This is a genomic window from Pantoea cypripedii (genome assembly GCF_011395035.1).
Classification (GTDB): Bacteria; Pseudomonadota; Gammaproteobacteria; order Enterobacterales; family Enterobacteriaceae; genus Pantoea; species Pantoea cypripedii_A.
On record NZ_CP024768.1, the window covers coordinates 23008 to 46741 of the forward strand.

General features: G+C 57.1%; 20 protein-coding genes. 8 read left to right on the top strand and 12 right to left on the bottom strand.

Going from position 1 to position 23734, the window contains the following annotated elements:
• Positions 1–6: 6 nt before the first annotated feature.
• Positions 7–999: a D-xylose ABC transporter substrate-binding protein gene (xylF, locus tag CUN67_RS00150; protein ID WP_208713497.1), complete on the bottom strand. Its 993-nt coding sequence runs from the start codon at positions 997–999 to the stop codon at positions 7–9.
• A gap of 361 nt (positions 1000–1360) precedes the next feature.
• Between xylF and xylA the strand changes: the two genes are divergently transcribed.
• The 3 genes from xylA to CUN67_RS00165 all read left to right on the top strand — a co-directional run bounded on the left by xylA (position 1361) and on the right by CUN67_RS00165 (position 5252).
• Complete coding sequence (gene xylA, locus CUN67_RS00155; RefSeq protein WP_208713498.1) at positions 1361–2683, top strand: xylose isomerase; 1323 nt, start codon at positions 1361–1363, stop codon at positions 2681–2683.
• Between the two features lie 17 nt (positions 2684–2700).
• Positions 2701–4143 (top strand): xylulokinase, encoded by a 1443-nt coding sequence (gene xylB / locus CUN67_RS00160; protein ID WP_208713499.1) that lies wholly within the window; start codon positions 2701–2703, stop codon positions 4141–4143.
• A 176-nt stretch (positions 4144–4319) separates the two neighbouring features.
• Positions 4320–5252: a GlxA family transcriptional regulator gene (locus tag CUN67_RS00165; protein WP_208713500.1), complete on the top strand. Its 933-nt coding sequence runs from the start codon at positions 4320–4322 to the stop codon at positions 5250–5252.
• Here the strand turns inward: CUN67_RS00165 and CUN67_RS00170 are convergent.
• On the bottom strand, positions 5237–6232 hold the full coding sequence (locus CUN67_RS00170) for an acyltransferase (RefSeq protein WP_208713501.1): 996 nt from the start codon (positions 6230–6232) through the stop codon (positions 5237–5239). The genes CUN67_RS00165 and CUN67_RS00170 overlap by 16 nt on opposite strands.
• Positions 6233–6424: 192 nt before the next feature.
• Here CUN67_RS00170 and glyQ point away from each other — a divergent pair, with 192 nt between their 5' ends.
• Entirely contained in the window at positions 6425–7336 is a 912-nt protein-coding gene (gene glyQ, locus CUN67_RS00175) for a glycine--tRNA ligase subunit alpha (protein ID WP_208713502.1), read from the top strand.
• Positions 7337–7345: 9 nt separating this feature from the next.
• Positions 7346–9415: a glycine--tRNA ligase subunit beta gene (glyS, locus tag CUN67_RS00180; RefSeq protein ID WP_208713503.1), complete on the top strand. Its 2070-nt coding sequence runs from the start codon at positions 7346–7348 to the stop codon at positions 9413–9415.
• Positions 9416–9461: 46 nt separating this feature from the next.
• On the opposite strand, the gene CUN67_RS00185 is transcribed toward glyS, so the two are convergent.
• The 9 genes from CUN67_RS00185 to fdnG all read right to left on the bottom strand — a co-directional run bounded on the left by CUN67_RS00185 (position 9462) and on the right by fdnG (position 19643).
• Complete coding sequence (locus tag CUN67_RS00185) at positions 9462–9770, bottom strand: type II toxin-antitoxin system RelE/ParE family toxin (protein WP_208713504.1); 309 nt, start codon at positions 9768–9770, stop codon at positions 9462–9464.
• The gene (locus CUN67_RS00190) at positions 9742–10020 is read right to left on the bottom strand and encodes a type II toxin-antitoxin system ParD family antitoxin (protein ID WP_208713505.1); all 279 of its coding nucleotides are present in this window, start codon (positions 10018–10020) and stop codon (positions 9742–9744) included. Before CUN67_RS00190 ends, CUN67_RS00185 begins: the two co-directional genes overlap by 29 nt.
• A 108-nt stretch (positions 10021–10128) precedes the next feature.
• On the bottom strand, positions 10129–11973 hold the full coding sequence (gene selB / locus CUN67_RS00195) for a selenocysteine-specific translation elongation factor (RefSeq protein ID WP_208713506.1): 1845 nt from the start codon (positions 11971–11973) through the stop codon (positions 10129–10131).
• A complete protein-coding gene (gene selA, locus CUN67_RS00200; RefSeq protein ID WP_208713507.1) occupies positions 11970–13349 on the bottom strand; it encodes an L-seryl-tRNA(Sec) selenium transferase in 1380 nt (459 codons plus the stop codon). The genes selB and selA overlap by 4 nt, the downstream gene beginning before the upstream one ends.
• Positions 13350–13361: 12 nt before the next feature.
• On the bottom strand, positions 13362–13973 hold the full coding sequence (locus CUN67_RS00205; RefSeq protein WP_208713508.1) for a glutathione S-transferase: 612 nt from the start codon (positions 13971–13973) through the stop codon (positions 13362–13364).
• Between the two features lie 141 nt (positions 13974–14114).
• Positions 14115–15044: a formate dehydrogenase accessory protein FdhE gene (fdhE, locus tag CUN67_RS00210; protein ID WP_208713509.1), complete on the bottom strand. Its 930-nt coding sequence runs from the start codon at positions 15042–15044 to the stop codon at positions 14115–14117.
• A complete protein-coding gene (fdoI, locus tag CUN67_RS00215; protein WP_208717039.1) occupies positions 15044–15685 on the bottom strand; it encodes a formate dehydrogenase cytochrome b556 subunit in 642 nt (213 codons plus the stop codon). Before fdoI ends, fdhE begins: the two co-directional genes overlap by 1 nt.
• Positions 15685–16584 (bottom strand): formate dehydrogenase subunit beta, encoded by a 900-nt coding sequence (fdxH, locus tag CUN67_RS00220; RefSeq protein WP_208713510.1) that lies wholly within the window; start codon positions 16582–16584, stop codon positions 15685–15687. The genes fdoI and fdxH overlap by 1 nt, the downstream gene beginning before the upstream one ends.
• A gap of 11 nt (positions 16585–16595) precedes the next feature.
• Positions 16596–19643: a formate dehydrogenase-N subunit alpha gene (gene fdnG, locus CUN67_RS00225; RefSeq protein ID WP_208713511.1), complete on the bottom strand. Its 3048-nt coding sequence runs from the start codon at positions 19641–19643 to the stop codon at positions 16596–16598.
• Between the two features lie 141 nt (positions 19644–19784).
• Between fdnG and fdhD the strand changes: the two genes are divergently transcribed.
• Complete coding sequence (gene fdhD, locus CUN67_RS00230; protein ID WP_208713512.1) at positions 19785–20609, top strand: formate dehydrogenase accessory sulfurtransferase FdhD; 825 nt, start codon at positions 19785–19787, stop codon at positions 20607–20609.
• Here fdhD and CUN67_RS00235 read toward each other — a convergent pair.
• On the bottom strand, positions 20606–21382 hold the full coding sequence (locus CUN67_RS00235; RefSeq protein ID WP_208713513.1) for a DeoR/GlpR family DNA-binding transcription regulator: 777 nt from the start codon (positions 21380–21382) through the stop codon (positions 20606–20608). The genes fdhD and CUN67_RS00235 overlap by 4 nt on opposite strands.
• A 174-nt stretch (positions 21383–21556) precedes the next feature.
• On the opposite strand from CUN67_RS00235, the gene CUN67_RS00240 reads away from it, so the two are divergent.
• On the top strand, positions 21557–22897 hold the full coding sequence (locus tag CUN67_RS00240) for an aspartate aminotransferase family protein (RefSeq protein WP_208713514.1): 1341 nt from the start codon (positions 21557–21559) through the stop codon (positions 22895–22897).
• Between the two features lie 204 nt (positions 22898–23101).
• A complete protein-coding gene (gene sodA / locus CUN67_RS00245) occupies positions 23102–23719 on the top strand; it encodes a superoxide dismutase [Mn] (RefSeq protein WP_208713515.1) in 618 nt (205 codons plus the stop codon).
• Positions 23720–23734: the final 15 nt, after the last annotated feature.

The following is a 23734-nucleotide window of genomic DNA, read 5'->3' on the forward strand; positions in this document are numbered from 1 at the left end:
CTGCGCTTAGAGTTCGCTCTGCTTATGGAAGCCGTCTTTAACTACGGTGCTTTCGATATTGCTTTTGTTGACCGGGATCGGCGTCAGCAGGCGTGACGGCACATCTTTCAGGCCATTATTGAGTTTGCCGTTGCTGGCCGGTGTCTGGCCGTTGCCGAGTTCAACCGCGATTTTGGCCGCTTCGGTGGCAAGCTGGGTGATGGGTTTGTACACCGTCATGGTTTGCGTACCATTCATGATGCGTTTGATGGCGGCGAGGTCGGCGTCCTGACCGGAGATCGCCACTTTACCCGCCAGACCTTGTGCGCTCAGCGCCTGAATCGCCCCGCCTGCGGTGGCATCGTTCGACGCCACCACCGCATCAATATGGTTGCTGTTGGCGGTGAGGGCGTTTTCCATAATTTTCAGCGCATTCTCTGGCAGCCAGGCATCAACCCACTGATCGCCCACCACTTTGATGCTGCCGTTATCAATATAGGGTTTTAACACCTTCATTTGCCCGGCGCGGAACAGGCGAGCGTTATTATCAACCGGTGAGCCACCCATCAGGAAATAATTCCCTTTCGGTACCTGCTGAACAATACTTTCGGCCTGGAGTTCACCCACTTTTTCATTATCAAAAGAGATATAAAAATCAATGTCGGCGTTATTTATCATGCGGTCATAGGCCAGAACTTTAATGCCTTCACGCTTCGCTTCTGCTACCACGTTACTTAATACCTGGCCGTTATAAGGGATGATCACCAATACATCGACGCCGCGGTTGATCATATTTTCAATTTGCGACATCTGGGTTTCTTCGTTGCCGTTGGCGGACTGGACAAACACCGTCGCACCCAGTGTTTCCGCCTGTTTTACGAAGATATCGCGGTCTTTCTGCCAGCGTTCCAGACGTAAGTCATCAATCGCCATACCGATTTTTACTTCTTTCGCCATGCCTGCGTGGCTGATCAGGGCCAGCGTCGCGCAGACGGCTAACAACGTTTTTTTCATGTTCATGGTGTTCATCCTGTAGGGTGTAGAGGCTATTGTCGTTGTAAGGCTATGAACAGGGCGGTTGAATTGTTGACCTGAGTTTCCGGCAACATCAATTACTGATTTTTATCCAGCTATTACGTTTTTTGGTTTATTTGCGATTTTTTGAGCGCGATCGATATTTGGCGGTTTTCAGAGGAATGGATTGCAAGTCAGCTGCGAGAAGGCGTGCAATGAAAATAACGACATTATTTTGCGAGCTGACGCACAAATAATAATTATCTTAAGTTAAGTGTGAAATATCGTAATTGAGAAGCGGCATAACGCATTACCACAATAATGGCTCAAAGCTGACCACTCGGGTCCTCATGCTAAGGAGCAAAAAATGCACGCCTATTTCGACCAGCTTGATCGCGTTCGTTATGAGGGAGCCAACACCCGCAATCCTCTGGCGTTTCGTCATTACAATCCTGATGAAGTGATTCTCGGTAAAACCATGGCGGAGCATCTGCGTTTTGCCGCCTGCTACTGGCATACCTTCTGCTGGAACGGCGCAGATATGTTTGGTGTGGGTGCCTTTGACCGGCCCTGGCAGAAGAATGGTGATGCGCTCGAACTGGCGAAACAGAAGGCCGACGTCGCTTTTGAGTTCTTTCACAAGCTGAACGTACCTTATTACTGCTTCCACGATGTCGATGTCTCGCCGGAAGGCGATTCGCTGAAAAGCTATCGCGAAAACTTTGCAGTGATGACTGATAAACTGCTGGAAAAACAGCAGGAAACCGGCGTGAAACTGTTGTGGGGCACCGCCAACTGCTTCACCCATCCGCGCTATGGCGCAGGGGCAGCCACCAGCCCGGACCCGGAAATTTTTGCCTGGGCCGCCAGCCAGGTGTGCAGCGCCATGCAGGCAACGCAAACCCTCGGCGGTGAAAACTATGTGTTATGGGGTGGCCGCGAAGGCTATGAAACCCTGCTGAATACCGACCTGCGTCAGGAGCGTGAGCAGATTGGCCGCTTTATGCAGATGGTGGTGGACCATAAACACAAAATCGGTTTCCAGGGCATGTTGCTGATCGAGCCGAAACCGCAGGAGCCGACCAAACATCAGTATGACTATGATGTGGCGACGGTATATGGCTTCCTGAAGCAGTTTGGGCTGGAGAAAGAGATTAAAGTTAACGTGGAAGCTAACCACGCGACGCTGGCGGGCCACTCCTTCCATCATGAAATTGCCACAGCCATTGCGCTGGGGATTTTTGGTTCGGTGGATGCTAACCGTGGCGACATTCAGTGCGGCTGGGACACCGATCAGTTCCCGATTAGCGTGGAAGAGAATGCGCTGGTGTTGTACGAAATCATCAAAGCGGGCGGATTTACCACCGGCGGCTTAAACTTTGATGCCAAAGTACGGCGTCAGAGCACGGATAAATATGACCTGTTCTACGGTCATATTGGTGCGATGGATACTATGGCGCTGGCGCTGAAAGTGGCGGCGCGTATGGTGGCAGACGGCGAGCTGGATAAGCGAGTTGCACAACGCTACAGCGGCTGGAACGGGGAGTTTGGTCAGCAGATCCTCAAAGGGGAATTTTCCCTCGCCTCGCTGGCGCAACATGCCGGGCAGCAGCAATTTAATCCGCAGCATCGTAGCGGACGTCAGGAGCAGCTGGAAAATCTGGTGAATCACTACCTTTTTGATTTTTAATCTTTCAGGAGATCAGCATGGTTATCGGGATCGATTTAGGCACCTCCGGCGTCAAGGTGGCATTGCTGGATGCGCAGGGGCAGGTGATTGCCGTTACCAGCGCACCGTTGCAGGTGTCGCGCCCGCATCCGTTATGGAGCGAGCAGGATCCCGAAAGCTGGTGGCTCGCCACGGACCAGGCGATGCAGGCACTGGCGCAGCAGCACGATTTAAGCGGCGTGCAGGCGATAGGTCTGAGTGGCCAGATGCACGGTGCCACCCTGCTGGATACCCGGTTCCGGGTGCTGCGTCCGGCGATTCTCTGGAACGACGGGCGCAGTGCTGAGCAGTGCCGCCAACTGGAACAGCAGGTGCCGGACTCACGCGCCATCACCGGCAACCTGATGATGCCGGGTTTTACTGCACCCAAGCTGCTGTGGGTGCAGCAACATGAACCTGAGATCTTTGCACAGGTCGCTAAGGTTTTGCTGCCCAAGGATTATCTGCGCTGGCGCTTAAGCGGCGATTTTGCCACTGATATGTCGGACGCGGCCGGGACGATGTGGCTGGATGTGGCGCAACGTGACTGGAGCGATAAATTACTCTCCGCCTGCGGGCTGGATCGCAGCCAGATGCCACGGCTGTTTGAAGGCAACCAGGTGACCGGTAGGTTGCAGCCAGAGATAGCCCAACGCTGGGGAATGCAGCCGGTGCCACTGGTGGCGGGTGGCGGTGATAACGCGGCGGGAGCGGTGGGCGTGGGTATGGTGGAGCCAGGGCAGGGCATGTTGTCGCTCGGCACCTCGGGCGTCTATTTCCTGGTAAGCGAGGGTTATCTCAGCAATCCACAGCGGGCGGTACACAGTTTTTGCCATGCGCTACCGCAGCGCTGGCATTTGATGTCCGTGATCCTGTGTGCGGCCTCCTGCCTGGATTGGGCGGCAAAACTCACTGGCTGTGAGGATGTGCCGCAACTCCTCGCCGAAGCTGAACAGGCGCGCAGCGATGTCTCATCCGTATGGTTCCTGCCTTATCTCTCCGGGGAGCGAACACCGCATAACAACCCGCAGGCGCAGGGGGCGTTTTTCGGCCTGACGCATCAGCATGGCAGGCCGGAACTGGCGCGTGCGGTGCTGGAAGGGGTGGGATTTGCTCTGGCCGAAGGAATGGATGCGGTACATGAATGTGGCGTGCAACCGCAAACGGTGATGCTGATTGGTGGCGGAGCGCGTAGTGCTTACTGGCGGCAGATGCTGGCGGATATCAGCGGCCTGACGCTGGATTATTGTCATGGCGGTGAAGTGGGTCCCGCGCTGGGTGCGGCACGGCTGGCACAACTGGCGGTCGCTCCCGATAGCGCGTTGCCGACACCGGAGCTGGCGCAGCGCCATCAGCCGGATGCGGCCAGGCATCGTGCTTATCAACCACAGCGAGAGGTCTTTGCCCGTCTGTATCAGCAACTGCAACCGCTGATGTCCTGATACCGCGGTAAGATGGCCGAAAAGGGCATGAGTTGGATGTTAAGGTTGGCTATGATGTAGCGGCGCGATTTATCGCGCGTCTTTTGAACCGGGACACCTGCTGCTAAAACACACGCGATAAATCGCGTCGCTACGGTTGGGTGCAGGACGTAAACCAAACCAACCGGAGCACACTCATGCCGCAGCCCGTGTTCTTCCTGATTCTCCCCGGGGTGATGGTGCTCGATCTCACCGGCCCGGCAGAAACCTTCCAGCTGGCTGGCGGCCACTTCGTGCTGCACTATATCGGGCCGCAGGCCAGCGTCATCGGTTCCACCCAAATGACCATCAGTGACATCGCGCCGCTGCCCGATCGGTTGCCTGACAACAGCCTGCTGGTGGTGCCGGGCGTGCACGATTCGCGTACCTGCTACGACACCCCCGCTGCGGCGATGGCGCGTGACTGGTTACGCCAGCAACAGGCCGATATCCAGGCACAGCGCATCACCCTGGTGTGCGTTTGCTCCGGTTCGTTGCTGGCAGCCCTTGCCGGATTGCTGGATGGCGTGCAATGCACCACGCATCATGACGTGTTGCCCCGTTTGCAGGCGGCGGCCCCGGCAGCGCTGGTAAAAGAAAATCGGGTGTTTATTGAAGATGGTGGCATCTGGAGTAGCGCCGGGATCACCGCTGGTATCGATCTCTCGCTGCACTTGATTAACCGGCTGTGCGGCGCGCGTCAGGCGCTGGCGGTGGCGCGTGAGATGGTGGTGTGGTTCCGGCGTTCCGGCGATGATCCGCAGCTCTCGCCGTGGCTGCGCTATCGTAACCACCTGCACCCGGCGATTCACCGAGCGCAGGATGTGATGATTGCCCACCCTGAGTATGACTGGTCGCTGCCTGCGCTGGCGCAGCGCGCCCATGTCAGCGAGCGGCATCTGACGCGTCTGTTCCGCCAGCATCTGGGCATTAGCGTGCGTGAATACCACGAGCAGCTGCGGCTGGTGATTGCCCGTCAGCGTCAGCAGCAGGGCGAAGCCGCAGAAAAAGCCGCATTGGCAGCAGGTTTTTCCTCCGCGCGTCAGCTGCGTCGGGCGCTGCAACGCTGGGACGATCAGCTCACCAGATGATGTTTATCGACCCGTTTTAGCAATATCGCCAGCAGTAAACTTCCGCCAAGCGTTACGCCAAACACCCACGGCAGGTCGAACCAAGGCTTTGCCATATCGTCGTAATGGTTGGTACGCAGAAAATGGATAAACAACGCATGAAAGCCATAAATGGGCAGCGAATAGCGCGCAATGGTCGCCAGTAGCGGCGGCGTGCGGCGATTGAGCGCATTTTTGCACAGTACCAGCAGGCTAATTGCCGCAATGAATACCAGCGGTCCGCAGTAGAGATACCAGGTATCGTTGAATGCACCGTTTATCAGCAACATCTGTTTGGTGCCAAGCGCGATGCCAATCACACAGGCGATAAAACCCAGTGCGGCCAGTAAGGTGACCCCCGGCTTTTCCGTGTCCATACAGCCAATGGTCCGCCCCAGTAACGCATACAGCAGGTAATAAATGCTGTCTCCGCTGACATATAAATTCACCGGTAACCAGTGAAACGGCCCCACCGACTGGCTGAGCGTGTTGGGATTTGCCAGCACCGCCAGCACCAGGACGAGTAACGCTACGTAGCGCGGCGGCACGCTTTTCACCTGAATCAGCGGTGAAAGCAGGTAGATACCGATAATCGCAAAGAAAAACCACAGGTGATAGAACACCGGTTTCTGCAACAGCTTCAGCAGCGAACGGCCTTCGCTGATCGGCGTCAGCCAGGTGATATAAGCCAGCGCCACCGCGCTGTAGAACAGCAGGCATAGCACGATACGCAGCATATGCCGCCCCCTGGCGCTGCGTTCACCAAAGAACAGATAACCTGAAATCATAAAGAACAGCGGCACGCAGACGCGCGATGCGGAGTTGAGCACGTTAGCCACATCCCAGCTGAGACCGGTCACTGCCATCGGCCCGGTGATGTACCAGGTGGTGGTATGAATAACGATCACCATCAGGCAGGCGATGGCACGTAAGTTGTCGATCCAATTGATTTTTTGCGGCATAGCTTCCCCAGGTACACAACGTCCATGCCCGGAAGGGTAGTCAGTGGCAGGCTAGCCAACAACCTCTGGGCCTGGAATTCAGAGCCATCTGGTTGCTGGTGCGTTGTCAGGATTTCCGGCTGCACAATGCGCGGTCAAAGGGTATACTGTCGCACTCTTTTTTAATCCACCCGTATCGCGTGCGAATTCAACATGCAAAAGTTTGATACCAAGACCTTTCAGGGCCTGATCCTGACCTTGCAGGATTACTGGGCGCGTCAGGGCTGCACCATTGTCCAACCGCTGGACATGGAAGTGGGCGCTGGCACCTCTCACCCGATGACTTGCCTGCGCGCATTAGGCCCGGAGCCGATTGCCGCCGCTTATGTGCAGCCATCCCGCCGTCCTACCGATGGACGCTACGGTGAAAACCCGAACCGTTTACAGCACTACTATCAGTTCCAGGTGATCATCAAGCCCTCGCCGGACAACATTCAGGAGCTGTACCTTGGGTCGCTGAAAGAGCTGGGTATCGATCCGACGGTGCACGACATTCGCTTCGTTGAAGATAACTGGGAAAACCCGACGCTGGGTGCCTGGGGTCTCGGCTGGGAAGTGTGGCTTAACGGCATGGAAGTGACGCAGTTTACTTACTTCCAGCAGGTGGGCGGCCTCGAATGTAAGCCAGTGACCGGTGAGATCACTTACGGCCTGGAGCGTCTGGCGATGTATATCCAGGGCGTGGACAGTGTCTATGATCTGACCTGGAGCGACGGCCCGCTGGGCAAAACCACTTACGGTGATGTGTTCCATCAGAACGAAGTGGAACAGTCGACCTATAACTTCGAATACGCCGATGTGGATTTCCTCTTCACCTGCTTCGAGCAGTACGAGAAAGAAGCACAGCACCTGCTGGCGCTGGAAAAACCGCTGCCGCTGCCTGCGTATGAGCGCATCCTGAAAGCCGCGCACAGCTTTAACCTGCTGGACGCGCGTAAGGCGATCTCGGTGACCGAGCGTCAGCGTTACATTCTGCGCATCCGTACCCTGACCAAAGCCGTGGCTGAAGCCTACTACGCCTCCCGTGAGGCGATGGGCTTCCCGATGTGCAATAACAACAAGTAAGAGGCAGCCATGACCGATAAAACTTTCCTGGTGGAAATTGGCACCGAAGAGTTGCCTCCGAAAGCGCTGCGCAGCCTGGCGGAATCCTTTGCTGCGCACGTGACTGCTGAGCTGGACGCTGCTGGCCTGGCGCACGGTGAAGTCAGCTGGTTTGCGGCTCCGCGTCGTCTGGCACTGAAAGTGGCCCAGCTGGCAGCGGCACAACCGGATCGCGAAGTTGAAAAACGCGGCCCGGCGATTGCGGCAGCTTTCGATGCTGACGGCAATGCCACTAAAGCGGCAGAAGGCTGGGCGCGTGGCAACGGTATCACCTTGGATCAGGCGGAGCGCCTGAACACCGATAAAGGTGAATGGCTGGTCTATCGTGCGCAGGTCAAAGGCGAAAGCGTCCAGACGCTGCTGCCCGCGATGGTAGCAACCGCACTGGGCAAGCTGCCGATCCCGAAACTGATGCGCTGGGGTGCCAGCGACGTGCAATTTGTGCGTCCGGTCCACACCGTGACGTTGCTGCTGGGTGCGGAGCTGATTCCGGCGACCATCCTCGGCATTCAGTCGGATCGCGTGATCCGTGGTCATCGCTTTATGGGTGAGCCGGAAATCACCCTCGACAATGCCGATCAATATCCGCAGCTGCTGCTGGAACGCGGCAAGGTGATGGCGGACTACGAAGCGCGTAAAGCCCGGATCAAAGCGGATGCCGAAAAAGCGGCGCTGCAGCTGGGTGGCAATGCTGACCTGAGCGACAGCCTGCTGGAAGAAGTCACCTCGCTGGTGGAGTGGCCGGTAGTACTGACCGCCACCTTTGAAGAGAAATTCCTCGCGGTTCCGGCTGAAGCGCTGGTGTACACCATGAAAGGTGACCAGAAATACTTCCCGGTCTACGCTGATGACGGCAAACTGCTGCCGAACTTCATCTTTGTTGCCAACATCGAATCCCGCGATCCGCAGCAGATCATCTCCGGTAACGAGAAGGTGGTCCGTCCGCGTCTGGCCGATGCTGAATTCTTCTTTAACACCGACCGTAAAAAGCGTCTGGAAGATCATCTGCCGCGTCTGGAAACCGTGCTGTTCCAGAAAGAGCTGGGTACGCTGCGTGATAAAACTGACCGCATTCAGGCGCTGGCTGGCTGGATCGCCGCGCAGATCGGTGCCGATGTAAACCATGCTACCCGCGCTGGCCTGCTGTCGAAATGCGACCTGATGACCAACATGGTGTTCGAGTTTACCGACACTCAGGGTGTGATGGGCATGCACTACGCGCGTCATGATGGCGAAGCGGAAGATGTGGCGGTGGCGCTGAACGAGCAGTATCAGCCGCGTTTTGCCGGTGATGATCTGCCGTCTAACCCGGTCGCCTGTGCCGTCGCGATTTCCGATAAAATGGATACCCTGGCGGGCATCTTCGGGATTGGTCAGCATCCGAAAGGCGATAAAGACCCGTTCGCGCTGCGCCGTGCGGCGCTGGGCGTGCTGCGTATTATCGTCGAGAAGAACCTGCCGCTCGATCTGCAAACCCTGACGGAAGAAGCGGTGCGCCTCTACGGCAGCAAACTGAGCAATGCTAAGGTTGTGGATGATGTGATCGAGTTTATGCTGGGACGTTTCCGCACCTGGTATCAGGAAGAAGGTCACAGCGTGGACACCATTCAGGCGGTACTGGCTCGTCGCCCGACTCGTCCGGCCGATTTCGATGCGCGTATGAAAGCGGTTTCGCACTTCCGTACTCTGGAAGCGGCGGCAACGCTGGCAGCGGCCAACAAGCGTGTTTCTAACATCCTGGCGAAATCAACCGAAACGCTGAACGACAGCGTGCAGGCTTCGCTGTTGAAAGAGAACGAAGAGATCAAGCTGGCGACCTTCGTCACGGCGCTCGGCAGCAAACTGCAACCGTACTTCGCAGAAGGCCGCTATCAGGATGCGTTGATCGAACTGGCGCAGCTGCGCGAAGCGGTCGATAACTTCTTCGATAAAGTGATGGTGAACGCAGATGACCAGGCAGTGCGGATTAACCGTCTGACGCTGCTGGCCCAACTGCGCGAGCTGTTCTTGCAAGTGGCGGATATTTCGCTGTTGCAGTAAGGCGAACATCTGGAAAAACGAAGGGGCGAGCGATCGCCCCTTTTGCTTAGTGAAATTGAATATCGAAAGTGAATGCACCAATGTCTTGTGAATGATGCAATATACGGCCAATAAATACGGTATCAGATTCTGATCGATAGAAAATAATATGCCGTCCGCAAGGGAGTGAATATACATGTTCTCCCAATTCTGATCGCTTACGTCCTAACTCGTTCGATACAAGTCTGGAAAATAGAGTGTCAAATTTAAGGTTATAGCAATTGGCCTGATGTTCGCCGTAATTCCAATAGCCATAAATCCAAATTGAACTGAGATCTTCCTCCGCTTCAGGTTGTACTATTATCGTCCTGTTCATTTATGCCTACCCTGGCTCTGACTTTCTTAAGAAAGGCTTCTCTGTCCCACACTTCCCCTTCACCACTCTCAAAACCTTGTTTCACCAGCACCCTCAGTGTTTCCAGCTTCGACTCCGCCTGCTTCTCCCGCAACAAACGTAGTGATTCCCGCACCACTTCGCTTTGCGTACGGTAGTCACCGGATGCAACCAGTGATTCAACAAACTCGCGCAGTTCGTCACCCAAATCGATCGTCATAGTCCGTGCCATAGCGGTTACCTGATGTAAGAAATATTCTTACATCCTGGCACATTTTTGTTCAACGATGAACTGGGGTTGCAGCGGGATTACATCGGCAATTGCGAGGAGGCACGAAAATCAGGTGTTAAACAGCCGCGCATCGCGCAGCAGATGTTCATTACCGCGGCGGCGGGTAAAACCGCTGCGGTCAAAAAACTCCAGGATTTGCACCGCCACTTTACGCCCGGTGCCGAGCTGGCTGCGGAAATCAGCGGCAGAAGTGCTGCCGCCCTGTGCGGCACGCTGGCGAATGAGATCGGCGAAGATCTGCACCTGCGAAGTCAGGTAGTAGCGATCGCGCACGATCGCGGTGATGTGGCCGAGCCGTGCCGCTGTCAGTAACAGGGAACGAATCGCCTGCTCATCCTGCTGGAGGCGGGTGGCAATATCACGCACCCAGAGCGGCTGGTCAGTAAACAGCGGGCCAACCTGCTGCCATAAGGCGTCTTCCTGCGGATTGAAACGCGGCTCAAAATCGGGCTGATGCAGCCAGCCGTTGCGTTGCTGAATCCGCCCCTGTGCCAGTGTCTGATCAATCAGCGCCAGCACCAGTTCTGCCGGGGCATGCGGCAGGGCGATACGGCGCAGGCGGTCGTGGCCGATGCCCGGTTGCTCGGGATGTTGCTGATGAAAGTGGGCCAGCGCGTCGAGTAGTTGTTGCTGCCAGCGGCTGGCCTGATCCGGGTCCATCAATGCCTGATTTAAGCGCACCGGCGCGATGGCAGCCAGCAGGGTCTCCATCGCCGCTGGCGTCAGCTGACGCGCCCAGGAGAATTCACTGTAGTCAGCAGGCTGATGCGCAAGGTGGGCACGCAGGCTGGCTTCATCATTCCCCGCCTGCGCCAGCTGTTGCAGCCAGGCCAGATAGTCAGGATGCCGCTTGCCACGTTTTTTGCTGTTCAGCAGAATCACCCGCCCACCCCCCAGTGTTTGCTGGGCATTGCTGTCGCGGATGATCAGGCGGTCATTGTCTGCCAGCCACAGTGGGCTACTCAGTACCAGCTCGCCAAGCTGCTCGCTGAGGGGGGTTAAGCGTCCGGTAACGTGGCTGGCGGCATGATGAAGATGCACCGGCTGTGAAGCGCTATGCAGTGGCTGCAACAGCGATAACGCCACGGTGAGTCGCGTACTGCCATGCTCCTGCTGCTGGCTCAGCAGCCAGTCGCCGCGGCTAATCTGCGCTTTTTCCACCTCACCGGCAATATTCAGGGCGATGCGTTGCCCGGCCTGCGCATGGGTGACGGATTGATTCTGCGCATGCAGGGCGCGTACGCGTACCGGCTGATTAACACCGGTCAGCCACAGGGTGTCACCCACGCTGACTTCTCCCGCCAGTGCGGTACCGGTGACCACCAGGCCCGCCCCTTTCAGGGTAAAGGCACGGTCGATGGCGAGGCGGAAACGCTGCCGGGGAGTAAAGGGCGGTTCATGCAGATTGATCAGATGCTGGCGTAGCGCGTCAATGCCCTGCCGGGTGGTGCTGCTGGTGACAAACTGCACCGTATCTGACCAACCCCATTGCTGCGTCAGTTGCGCCACCTGTTGCTGCACTTCTTCAATACGGGCCGCGTCTGCCCGATCCGCTTTGGTCAGCGCGACGCTCAGCGCGGGCTGCCCGGCCAGGCTGAGCAGCTGCAAATGCTCACGGGTTTGCGGCATCACGCCATCGTCGCAGGCCACCACCAGTAACGCGTGATGGATACCGCCGATGCCCGCCAGCATATTGGCGAGAAACTTTTCATGGCCCGGAACATCAATAAAACCGATCACCCGGCCATCAGGCTGCGGCCAGTAGGCGTAACCCAGGTCGATGGTCATGCCACGTCGTTGTTCTTCTGGCAGACGGTCGGCATTGATGCCGGTCAGTGCCTGTAGCAGCGCAGTTTTGCCGTGATCGACATGCCCGGCAGTGGCGATAATCATGGTACTAACGCCTGGATAAAGGCGGATTCGTCGCTGAGGCAGCGCAGATCAAGCCACAGTTTGCCATCCTGTAAGCGGCCAATCACCGGTTGTGGCAGGGTGCGCCAGCGTTGTGCCAGCGCGTTCAGGGTGCCACCCTGGCCATCGCGCGGGCTAAAGGTGATGGCAAAGCTGGGTAAACGCTCCACCGGTAGCGATCCGCTGCCGATTTGTGACGAACAGGGCGCGATTGTCAGCGAAAAATCATCACTAAAGGCATTTTCCAGCGCGGGCATCAGTCGCTCGGCCTGGTGCAGGATGTCATGCGCGGGACGGGTCAGCAGGTGTAAGGTCGGCAGCGTTTCACGCAGCTTTTCCGGATGGCGGTAAAGTTGCAGCGTGGCCTCCAGCGCCGCCAGCGTCATTTTATCCACGCGTAGCGCGCGTTTGAGTGGGTGCTGTTGCAGTTGGGCAATCAACGCTTTTTTCCCGACAATAATCCCAGCCTGCGGGCCGCCCAGCAGTTTGTCGCCGGAAAAACTCACCAGGCTGACGCCAGCAGCAAGCAGCTGCTGCGGCATCGGTTCGGCTGGCAGGCCGTAGGCGGTCATGTCGATCAGTGATCCACTGCCGAGGTCGGTGATCACCGGCAACTGATGCTCGGCGCCCAGTGCCACCAGTTCCGCTTCTGTCACCGCATGGGTGAAGCCCTGGATTTGATAGTTACTGGTGTGAACTTTCATTAACAAGCCGCTATCGTCGGTGATTGCGGCGCGATAATCTTTCAGATGGGTGCGATTCGTGGTGCCGACTTCCACCAGCCGACATCCTGCCTGGCGCATCACATCAGGAATGCGGAACGCCCCGCCAATCTCCACCAGTTCACCGCGCGAAACCACCACCTCGCGCCCGGCTGCCAGGCTTGAGAGCATCAGCAGCACCGCCGCGGCGTTGTTGTTGACGATGCAGGCATCTTCCGCGCCGGTCAGTTCGCACAGCAGGGCGGCAACGGCGCGATCGCGATGGCCGCGAGCGGCATCATCCAGCGCATATTCCAGCGTCACCGGCTGGCGCAGACATTGAGTGACGGCAGCGATGGCCGCATCGCTCAATTGGGCGCGGCCCAGGTTGGTGTGTAATACCGTGCCGGTAAGATTGAACACCGGACGGAGCGCGCTCTGGCGCTGCTGACGCGAGCGGCGCAGCGCTTCATCCGACCAGTTAGCGTGCCAGTCGGGCAACGCCTGATGCTGCTGGATATGTTCGCGAGCTTCCTGTTGCATGGCGCGCAGCTGACGTGTGGCAAAAGCCGTTCCTGCCTCATTGAGCAGCGGCTGCAACGCGGGGTCGCGCAGCAGGCTATCAATAGCAGGCAGCTGGCTAAACAATGTTTTCATTGAGCAGAACTTTTAGCTGGAGGCCGGAACGGTGCGGGCAAAACTCTCCCGCTGAAACAGTTTCTCCGCCAGTTTGATAAGTGCCGGGCGATTGACACACCAGTTCGGCACCACGCGGCGGAAATTGATGTAGCCAATCATACAGCCGGTGGCGATATCCGCCAGATTGAGGGTATCGCTGTTCAGCAGATCGCGCTGTCCGGCCGCAGTTTCCAGCGCATCAAGGCCGCGCAGGATTTTTTCCCGATTGCGCAGCAGCACCTCTGCGGATTGCTGATCTCCGGGGCGCATTTGTTCGCGCACAATCACCAGCGCGGCTTCACTGATACCGTCGGCCAGTTTTTCCAGCTGGCGGATTTGCAATGCACGCAAGGGATCTTTGGGCAGCAGTGCCGGGGCTTCACCACGCAGTTCGATGGCTTCGGCGATCAGCGCGGAATCAAACCAGGTGAGCTGGTTGTCATCCACCAGTGCCGGAACTTTACCCAATGGATTGTAATGCGGCACGTGGCTGTCAGCATTCCACGGGGATTCATTGACGAATTCAAACACGATGCCTTTTTCGAGCAGGATCACCGAAATTTTCCGCACAAAAGGACTGGTGTAGCTGCCTATCAGTTTCATCGAACGCCTCCGTGGTTGAATAACTGTTATGCACTGACCGTAGCGGCGCGATTTATCGCGCATTACCGTGCGCGATGCCGGAAAATCCGCGCGATAAATCGCGCCGCTACAATCCGCAGGAATATGAATAACGAAGGAGACTTATCCCTCGCCTGGAAACAGAAACGGATTCAGGCTGCTGCGCGCAAAACCTTCCTGCTCCATACGTGCATCCAGCACCAGAGAAGCGAGGTCATCGGCCACCGGTTCAACGGCGGGGTCCTTTTCCTGATACAACATCTTCAGGTAAGTCCCGCAATCGCCACAGCTTTCGGCTTTGACTGCCGCCATCTCGCTATCCAGCGACCAGTAATGCAAATCACGAGTCTGTTCGCAATTAGAACATTTACTGCGTACCACATACCATTCGCTTTCGCACAGATTGCAATGCAGATAACGTAATCCCTGCTGTCCGATATCCATATGCACCACGCTGGTTACCGGCACGCTGGCACAAACCGGGCAGAACTGGCGATGCTCGCCATATTCGGCACGGGCCTTGCCTGGAATTAATGCCGCCATCTGCGCCCAGTAAATGGACAACGCCGCCCAGATAAACGGCGACTTGTCGTTACTGACCTGGGCGAAGTTGCCTTCCAGCAATGCGGTAGCGAGGGTTTCCAGCTCGGTCGCGGAGGCTTTCTCCAGATTTTCCAGCACCGCCAGCGCCTGGCCACTCATCTCCGGCTTCAGCTCAGCGATTAATGAATGCAGCAGCCGCTGCCAGTGGGCATCGCGTGGGTAGGTGTGAATATCCAGCGGTGGGATGCCCTGCTCAGCGCATTGCTCCAGCCGCGCGCGTAAATCGATCTGCAACGGATGGTCGTACAGCACGATTTCCTGCGCCTGGGCGATCACGGCGGCGAAGCGCAGATAATCACCAAGCGGATTTTTCGCTGCCAGCTCGCGCAAACGGGCTGCCCGACGGCTATATAAATTTTTCAGCCGGGGGAAAAGTAACGGCGGAATTTTATCCGCCGTATTCTTATCGCTTTTCTCCAGCTGGTCCTGCGGGATAATGCGAATACTCATCAGGGGCGTTTTTCCTGTTGTGTTTGGCGTTGGCGCTGCTCGCGATACCAGCGTGGATGATGTTTCTTCGCCCACGCGGCAGGGACCCAGCCTTCAACCATCGCGGTGATGGTGCCTTTGACCCACAGGGCGGCGTAAATATGCACCATAATCACGATAATCAGCGCCACGGCTGAGACCGAATGCACCACCAGCGCGGCGCGAATCAGCGGAATGGAGAAGGCTCCGGCGAAGTACGGTCGCCAAATCACAATTCCACTCGCCAGCAGCATGACTAAGCTGATGATAGCAGCCCAGAACACACACTTCTGCCCGAAGTTGTATTTGCCGGTATCGCCGACCTCCTCATTACGTGCGATTTTATGGATATTTTTCGCCCATATCAGGTCTTCACGGTTGATCAGGTTATGCCGCCAGTAACGCAAAAACATGATGAGAAAGGCAGCAAACATAATCACGCCAACAAAAGGATGCAGAATCCGCGCCAGTTGTGGTGTGCCCAGCACATGCATCAGCCAGTTGAACGACGGGAAAAAGAAACCCAGTCCGCTCAGGGCGGCAAAGACAAAGCAAAACGCCACAATCCAGTGATTGATGCGTTCCGGTGCGCTGTAGCGCACCAGGCGATCGCGCTTTTTCATCATTTGCGCTCCTCTGTATCGTCATGCAGGTTGTCGTCTTCGTCGTCCACCCGGTTCGGTCCGATGCCGACGTAGTGGAACACCGCCGCCGCGAAGGTGGCGGCAAAACCGACCGCCGCCAGCGGTTTCCAGATGCCTTTCCAGAAGGTGACGGCAGGGCTGATGCTCGGGTTTTCCGGCAGGCCGTGATACAGCTGCGGCTTGTTAGCATGGTGCAGCACATACATCACATGCGTACCGCCCACCCCGGCGGGATCGTACAAACCGGCATGGTCGTAACCGCGCGTTTTCAGCTCCTCCACACGTTCCCCGGCGAGGGTTTGCATATCGACTTTGGATCCGAAATGAATCGCGCCGGTCGGGCAGGTTTTCACGCAGGCCGGTTCCTGGCCGACGGTGACACGATCGACGCACAGCGTGCATTTATACACGCGGTTGTCGTCTTTATTGAGACGCGGCACGTCGAACGGACAACCGGCGATGCAGTAACCGCAGCCGATGCACTGCTCGGACTGAAAATCGACAATGCCGTTGGCGTACTGAATGATTGCCCCTTCCGAAGGACAGGCTTTCAGGCAGCCAGGATCGGCGCAATGCATGCAGCCATCTTTGCGGATCAGCCACTCCAGTTTGCCGTTTTCCTCGACTTCCGAAAAACGCATCACCGTCCAGGATTTGGCGGTCAAATCCGCCGGGTTGTCGTACACCCCGACGTTATGACCGATTTCATCACGGATGTCGTTCCACTCCGAACAGGCCACCTGGCAGGCCTTGCAGCCAATGCAGGTGGTGACGTCAATCAGCTTCGCCACCTCCTGCTGATGGTTGCGTGCCTGTGGCGCTGGGGTAACGCCGTTGGTGGCGGAGCGGCGGATGATGTCTTGCGATTGATAAGCCATATTCGTTCTCCTTACACCTTCTCGACGTTAACGAGGAACGCCTTAAATTCCGGCGTTTGCGTGTTGGCGTCACCGACAAACGGCGTCAGGGTATTGGCGATAAAGCCTTTCTTTGCCACGCCCTGATAGCCCCAGTGAATCGGGATGCCGATGGTATTCACGGTTTTACCATCCACCTGCAACGGACGCAGACGTTTGGTGACCACCGCTTTGGCTTTGATATAGCCCCGATTCGAGCTGACCTTCACCGTGTCGCCCTGGGCAATGCCCAACTTGTTCGCCAGCACTTCGCCAATCTCCACGAACTGTTCCGGCTGTGCGATGGCGTTGAGCCGCGCGTGTTTGGTCCAGAAGTGGAAATGCTCGGTGAGACGATAGGTGGTGCCGACATACGGGAACTGTTCGGCTTTGCCCATCGCCGCCAGATCGTCCTTAAACACGCGCGCCGCCGGGTTCGACACCACGTTGGGGTGCAGTGGGTTGGTGCCAATCGGCGTTTCAAACGGCTCGTAATGTTCCGGGAACGGACCTTCGGCCATTTTGTCGAGTGCGAACAGATGGCCCATACCGTCGGGCTGCATGATAAACGGCCCGACATTGCTGCCGGGTGCGGCAGCGCTGTAGTCCGGGATATCCATGCCGGCCCACTTGCTGCCATCCCACTTCAGCAGCTGACGTTTGGCATCCCACGGGTTGCCCTGCGGATCGGCGGAGGCGCGGTTGTAAAGGATGCGGCGGTTGAGCGGCCACGCCCAGCTCCAGTTCAGCGTGTTGCCGAGACCGGATGGATCGGCGTTGTCGCGCCGCGCCATCTGGTTACCCTCTGGCGTCCAGCTACCGGCGAAAATCCAGCAACCGCTGCTGGTACTGCCGTCATCTTTCAGATGGGCAAAGGTGCTGAGCTGCTGGCCTTTTTTCACCAGCAGGGTGCCTTTGTCATCGACGATATCCGCCAGCGCCTTGCCGTTGCTCTCCATCGCCACCTCTTCCGACGCCGGGTTATCTGGCGTCAGGTAGTTCCAGGTCATGTTCAGCACCGGCTCCGGCGCAGCACCGCCCTGGTGCGCATACATCTCACGCAGCCGCAGGTAGATGCCCGCCAGGATTTCGCCATCGTTGCGCGATTCACCAGGGCCATCCTGGCCTTTCCAGTGCCACTGCAACCAGCGACCGGAGTTCACGATCGAGCCGTTCTCCTCGGCAAAGCAGGTGGAGGGCAGGCGGAACACTTCGGTCTGAATCTGCGCCGGATCGACGTCGTTAAATTCGCCGTGATTCTGCCAGAAAGTCGAGGTTTCGGTGTTAAGCGGGTCGATGGTGACGAGGAACTTCAGCTTCGACAGCGAAGCAATGACTTTGCGCTTGTTCGGGAACGAGGCCACCGGGTTGAAGCCCTGGCACAGATAACCGTTCACTTTCCCCTGTGACATCATTTCGAAGTATTGCAGCACGTCGTAGCCTTTGTCCCACTTCGGCAGCCAGTCAAAGCCCCAGTTGTTCTCCGCCTGCGCTTTGTCACCAAAGAAGGCTTTCATCATGCTCACGAAGAATTTCGGGTAGTTGCTCCAGTAGTTCACCTGGCCCGGCAACGCGGCTTTCGGCGTGTTGGCGGTGAGATAGGTTTGCAGATCGGTCTGCTTCTCGGAAGGCAGCGTCATATAACCCGGCAGGCTTTGCGACAGCAGGCCGAGGTCGGTCAGTCCCTGGATATTGGAGTGACCACGCAGCGCATTCACGCCACCGCCTGCCATCCCCATATTGCCGAGCATCAGCTGAATCATTGCCATGGTGCGGATGTTCTGCGCGCCAATCGAGTGCTGGGTCCAGCCGAGGGCATAAAGGAAGGACGTGGTGCGATCCTTTGCGCTGGTCTCGCCAATCAGCTCGCAGACGTGCAGGAAATCGGCCTTCGGCGTGCCGCAGACGCGCTCGACAATCTCTGGCGTGTAGCGGCTGACATGCTGTTTCAGCAGGTTCCATACGCAGCGCGGATGGCTCAGGCTATCGTCGCGTTTGGCGAAGCCATCATCACCCAGCTCGTAGTTCCAGCTGGTTTTGTCATATTTGCGGTTTTCAGCGTCGTAGCCGCTGAACAGGCCCTCTTCGAAGGTAAAGTCTTCGCGCACGATCAGGCTGGCGTTAGTGTACGCCTGCACATATTCATGCTGGATTTTGTCGTTTTCCATCAGCCAGCGCAGCACGCCCGACAGGAAAGCAATGTCGGAGCCGGAGCGAATGGGCGTATAGAAATCCGCCACCGATGCGGTGCGCGTAAAGCGCGGATCGATGACAATCAGTTTGGCTTTGTTGAAGATTTTGGCTTCCATCGCCCAGCGGAAACCGACGGGATGCGCTTCTGCCGCATTACCGCCCATCACCACAATCAGGTTGGCATTACGGATGTCGACCCAGTGGTTGGTCATCGCACCGCGACCAAATGTTGGAGCAAGACTTGCTACCGTTGGTCCGTGTCAGACGCGTGCCTGGTTGTCGACCGCCAGCATACCGAGCGATCGGGTCATTTTCTGGGTGAGATAGCCGGTTTCATTGCTGGACGCCGAGGCGCACAACATACCGGTGGTGAGCCAGCGATTTACCGTCACGCCCGCAGCGTTTTGCGCCACAAAATGGGCGTCACGGTCGGCTTTCATCAGCTTCGCAATGCGATCAAACGCATCGTCCCAACTGATGCGCTGCCATTTATCCGATCCTGGCGCGCGATATTCCGGATAGTGCAGACGGCTGTCGCTATGGACGAAATCCAGCAGGCCCGCGCCTTTCGGGCACAAAGCACCGCGGCTGACCGGGTGATCCGGATCTCCTTCAATGTGGAAGATGGTTTCTTTGGCGTTTCTTGCGCCATCGCCGAGGCTGTACATTAACAGGCCACAGCCGACTGAGCAGTAAGTGCAGGTGTTACGGGTTTCGCGGGCGCGCAACAACTTGTATTGCCGCGTTTCCGCCAGCGCTATCTCAGGCGTAAAGCCAAGAAGTGCTGCCGTTGTCCCTGCCATACCGCCCGCGCAGATTTTGAAGAATTTTCTTCTGCTGACGTTCATGGATAATCCTTGATTCGACATTACTACATTTTATTTTTGCGGAGCGCTGGTTAGCGGTTCAAAATGACCCAACTAAGACTGCGAGTATAGCGGCTAAATATTACCACTGCTTTTGTAAGGTTGTTGTGCGAGGCGAAGAAAGTGACACAGAAAGTTCAGAAAAGTCCCAGCAATGTGAGTGAGATCGCAGGCGCAAGCCAGGCGCAGGTGTGGCAGCGGCGCGACATCACCCATGCCGAACCGGACTGGCTGGCGCAGGAAGTTCCGGTGGCGCTGGTCTACAACGGCATTTCCCATGTGGTAATGATGGCGACGCCCAACGATCTGGAAGCCTTTGCCCTCGGTTTTTCGCTGTCTGAAGGGATTATCGACACACCGCAGGAGATTTTTGGTCTTGATGTGGTGCCGGGCTGCAATGGCATCGAAGTGCAAATCGAACTCTCCAGCCGTCGCTTTATGGCGCTGAAAGAGCAGCGTCGCGCGATGGCAGGCCGCACCGGCTGCGGCGTCTGTGGGGTCGAGCAGCTGGATCAGATCGGTAAACCAATCACGCCTTTGCCCTTTACCCAGACATTTTCCCTCGACCATCTGGATGCCGGATTAGCGCGACTACGTGATTTCCAGCCGGTGGGCGAACTGACAGGCTGCACCCACGCGGCGGCATGGATGTCACCAGAGGGGGAACTGCGCGGTGGCTGTGAAGATGTGGGCCGCCATGTGGCGCTGGATAAGCTGCTTGGCTATCGCAGCAAAGCCGACTGGCAGCAGGGCGCAGTGCTGGTTTCCAGCCGCGCCAGCTATGAGATGGTGCAGAAGTCAGCGATGTGTGGCGTCGAGATTCTGTTTGCGGTATCGGCAGCGACCCAGCTGGCCGTTGATGTGGCGGAGCGGAGCAATCTGACGCTGGTTGGCTTTAGCAAGCCGGGCCGCGCCACCATCTATACCCATCCGCAGCGGCTGCGTTAAACCACCTGGACCTGCGGCAGCACCTGTTGCAGGGCACTGAGCGCGCCAGGTTTGCCCTGGCCCGCGTCGCAAATCAGCAAATCCACCTCGGCAATCGCGGCGTATTGCGTGCGGCTCACCACGCCAAGTTTGCTGTGATCTGCCAGCAGGATGGTGTGACTGGCCTGCTGGACCATGGCGCGCGCAATCGCTGCCTCGTGCGGATGGAAGCTGGTGGCCCCCTGTCTGGACTCAATGCCGACCGGAGACAGCAGCGCCACGTCGGCACGGTAACGATAAATTTCGCCCACCGTCATCTCACCGCGCGTCTGCTGTGCACCGGCAGACATCATGCCGCCCAGCAAAATTACCTGATTATTCAGCGTTTCATGTTCTTCGGCTGCACTCAGCGCCAGCGCCGCTTGCAGGCTGTTGGTGATGATGGTCAGCCCGGACATAGTACGTAATTCTTCAGCCAGCAGGGTGGTGGTGGTGCCGGAATCGAGGAACAGCGTCTGGCCGGGTTGCAGATGCTGCACCGCCGCGATAGCAATGGCGCGCTTCTCTTTGGCCTGGGCGCTGCGTCGCTCGCGTAACGGCGCTTCTGGCTGGTTATCCACCGCCACCAGGCCGCCGTGTACCCGCCGCGCCAGCCCCTGCGCTTCCAGCTCGATAATGTCGCGCCGCGCGGTTTCCCGCGAAATACCCAGCTCTTTGATCACGCGTTCGGTACTGACCTGATGATGTGTGGTCAGCAGCGCGCGGATGCGATGTAAACGGGTTTCCTGCAACATGACATTTCCCTGTGGCGAGTTCAGCGTGGGCCTAAGATTACCTGAGCTTCATCGTTCCGTCATGTGTATTTGGTTGTATTTGTGTATTTGGTTGCATTTCTCGCCAAAACCGGCATGATATCTGTAAACGGTTATTACGCATTCACCCCTTTCACCTTCGCAACGGGAGTTACCATGGCTACACGTTCCACCATCATGGATACCAACAGTTTTCGTGCTGAACATGCCGACGGCCTGGATGCCGATACGCGCAAACTGACCGATAAACGCAGCAAAGTGTTGGGCGAGTCGTATCGCCTGTTCTACCGTAAGCCGGTACATCTGGTGCGCGGTGAAGGGCAGTATCTGTGGGATGCCGCAGGTAACAAATATCTCGATGTGTACAACAACGTGGCGAGCATCGGCCATTGCCATCCGGCAGTGATTGAGGCGGTGAATCAGCAGATGAAGATGCTGAACACCCATACCCGTTATCTGCACGAACGTATCCTGGATTACAGCGAAGAACTGCTGGCAACCACCCCGGACGCCATCGACCGCGCGATGTATATGTGTACCGGTTCGGAAGCCAATGACCTGGCGATTCGTATTGCGCGCTCGTTTAGCGGCGGTACCGGCATTATCGTTTCGCAGGAGGCCTACCACGGCACCAGCGACCTCACTTCTGGCGCGTCACCGGCGCTGGGCACCGGCCAGCCGCTGGCCCCGACCACCCGTCTGGTGCCACCGCCAGATCACTATCGTGTCAATGCGCCTGATCTCGGTGAGTGGTTTGCTAATGAAATCCAGAAGCAAATCGACGACATGAAAGCGCACGGCATCAAGTTCGCCGGTTTCCTTGCTGACTCCATTTTCTCCTCTGACGGTGTGTTGCCCAACCCACCGGGATTCCTGCAGAAAGCGGTGGAAGTGGTGCATGCCAACGGCGGTATTTTTATTGCGGATGAAGTGCAACCTGGCTTTGCCCGTACCGGTGATGCGTTCTGGGGCTTCGCCCGTCACGGTGTCGTACCGGATGTGGTCACCACCGGTAAACCGATGGGCAACGGCATTCCGGTGTCTGGCCTGCTGGCGAAAAGTGATGTGCTGGCGGCATTCAGCGATGAGATTCCTTACTTCAACACCTTTGGTGGCAACCCGGTGGCGATGGCAGCCGCGCAGGCGGTGCTGAAAGTGATCAAGGAAGAAGGTTTGCAGGAACATAGCCGTGTGGTGGGCGCGAAGTTGCAGGCCGAACTGGCGAAGCTGATGGACCGCCATGAAGCGATTGGCGATGTGCGCGGCGCGGGCCTGTTTATCGGTTTCGAACTGGTTACCGATCGCAGCAGCAAAACGCCGGACAAGGCGCTGGCGCTGGATTTGATTGAGAAACTGCGCGATCACCATGTGCTGACTTCAGTGGCGGGTCCTTACGGTAACGTGCTGAAGCTGCGTCCGCCGTTGGCGTTCCAGGAAGGCGATATCGACTGGCTGGTGGGTGCGCTGGATCAATCGCTGACGGAGCTGGGCCGGTAAATTAATTTTACCTGGTCGGGATAAATCCCGACCCTACAAAGGGGTACGGTTGCCGTACCCCTTTTGCCAGATTCTTCAAATCCTTATCATTACTAAGGCATTGATAACCCTTTTCCGGATCATGAATTTAACTATAATGATCCAACTGCTTACGCGGCACGCCAGCGAGGTCGTGCTGCTCAAACACTAATGGAGAGGAAGAACATGAGTTATTCACTGCCATCCCTGCCTTACGCATACGACGCACTGGAACCGCATTTCGACAAGCAGACGATGGAAATCCATCACACCAAACACCACCAGACTTACGTCAACAACGCTAACGCAGCGCTGGAAGGGACTGAATTCGCCGCTCTGCCGGTTGATGAGCTGATCACCAAACTGGATCAGCTGCCAGCAGACAAAAAAGGTCCACTGCGTAACAACGCGGGCGGCCACGCTAACCACAGCCTGTTCTGGAAAGGCCTGAAAATCGGTACCACCCTGCAGGGTGAACTGAAAGCGGCTATCGAAAAAGATTTCGGCAGCGTAGAAAAATTCCAGGAAGAGTTCGAGAAAGCGGCTGCGACCCGTTTCGGCTCTGGCTGGGCGTGGCTGGTGAAAAAAGGCGACAAACTGGCTGTGGTTTCTACCGCTAACCAGGACAACCCGCTGATGGGCGAAGCCATCGCTGGCGTTTCTGGCTTCCCGATCATTGGTCTGGATGTATGGGAACACGCCTACTACCTGAAGTATCAGAACAAACGTCCTGACTACATCAAAGCATTCTGGAACGTGGTGAACTGGGACGAAGCAGCAGCACGCTTCGCTTCTGCTAAGTAATCAGTCCTTAACTGC

What these genes read in the sequence shown, in the direction of transcription:
- xylF (WP_208713497.1), bottom strand. Translation starts at nt 999, where the DNA reads ATGAACATGAAAAAAACGTTGTTAGCCGTCTGCGCGACGCTGGCCCTG.
- CUN67_RS00240 (WP_208713514.1), top strand. Translation starts at nt 21,557, where the DNA reads ATGGCTACACGTTCCACCATCATGGATACCAACAGTTTTCGTGCTGAA.
- fdxH (WP_208713510.1), bottom strand. Translation starts at nt 16,584, where the DNA reads ATGGCTTATCAATCGCAAGACATCATCCGCCGCTCCGCCACCAACGGC.
- CUN67_RS00165 (WP_208713500.1), top strand. Translation starts at nt 4,320, where the DNA reads ATGCCGCAGCCCGTGTTCTTCCTGATTCTCCCCGGGGTGATGGTGCTC.
- CUN67_RS00185 (WP_208713504.1), bottom strand. Translation starts at nt 9,770, where the DNA reads ATGAACAGGACGATAATAGTACAACCTGAAGCGGAGGAAGATCTCAGT.
- fdhE (WP_208713509.1), bottom strand. Translation starts at nt 15,044, where the DNA reads ATGAGTATTCGCATTATCCCGCAGGACCAGCTGGAGAAAAGCGATAAG.
- glyQ (WP_208713502.1), top strand. Translation starts at nt 6,425, where the DNA reads ATGCAAAAGTTTGATACCAAGACCTTTCAGGGCCTGATCCTGACCTTG.
- CUN67_RS00205 (WP_208713508.1), bottom strand. Translation starts at nt 13,973, where the DNA reads ATGAAACTGATAGGCAGCTACACCAGTCCTTTTGTGCGGAAAATTTCG.
- xylB (WP_208713499.1), top strand. Translation starts at nt 2,701, where the DNA reads ATGGTTATCGGGATCGATTTAGGCACCTCCGGCGTCAAGGTGGCATTG.
- CUN67_RS00170 (WP_208713501.1), bottom strand. Translation starts at nt 6,232, where the DNA reads ATGCCGCAAAAAATCAATTGGATCGACAACTTACGTGCCATCGCCTGC.
- selA (WP_208713507.1), bottom strand. Translation starts at nt 13,349, where the DNA reads ATGAAAACATTGTTTAGCCAGCTGCCTGCTATTGATAGCCTGCTGCGC.
- xylA (WP_208713498.1), top strand. Translation starts at nt 1,361, where the DNA reads ATGCACGCCTATTTCGACCAGCTTGATCGCGTTCGTTATGAGGGAGCC.
- glyS (WP_208713503.1), top strand. Translation starts at nt 7,346, where the DNA reads ATGACCGATAAAACTTTCCTGGTGGAAATTGGCACCGAAGAGTTGCCT.
- CUN67_RS00190 (WP_208713505.1), bottom strand. Translation starts at nt 10,020, where the DNA reads ATGGCACGGACTATGACGATCGATTTGGGTGACGAACTGCGCGAGTTT.
- sodA (WP_208713515.1), top strand. Translation starts at nt 23,102, where the DNA reads ATGAGTTATTCACTGCCATCCCTGCCTTACGCATACGACGCACTGGAA.
- fdoI (WP_208717039.1), bottom strand. Translation starts at nt 15,685, where the DNA reads ATGAAAAAGCGCGATCGCCTGGTGCGCTACAGCGCACCGGAACGCATC.
- CUN67_RS00235 (WP_208713513.1), bottom strand. Translation starts at nt 21,382, where the DNA reads ATGTTGCAGGAAACCCGTTTACATCGCATCCGCGCGCTGCTGACCACA.
- selB (WP_208713506.1), bottom strand. Translation starts at nt 11,973, where the DNA reads ATGATTATCGCCACTGCCGGGCATGTCGATCACGGCAAAACTGCGCTG.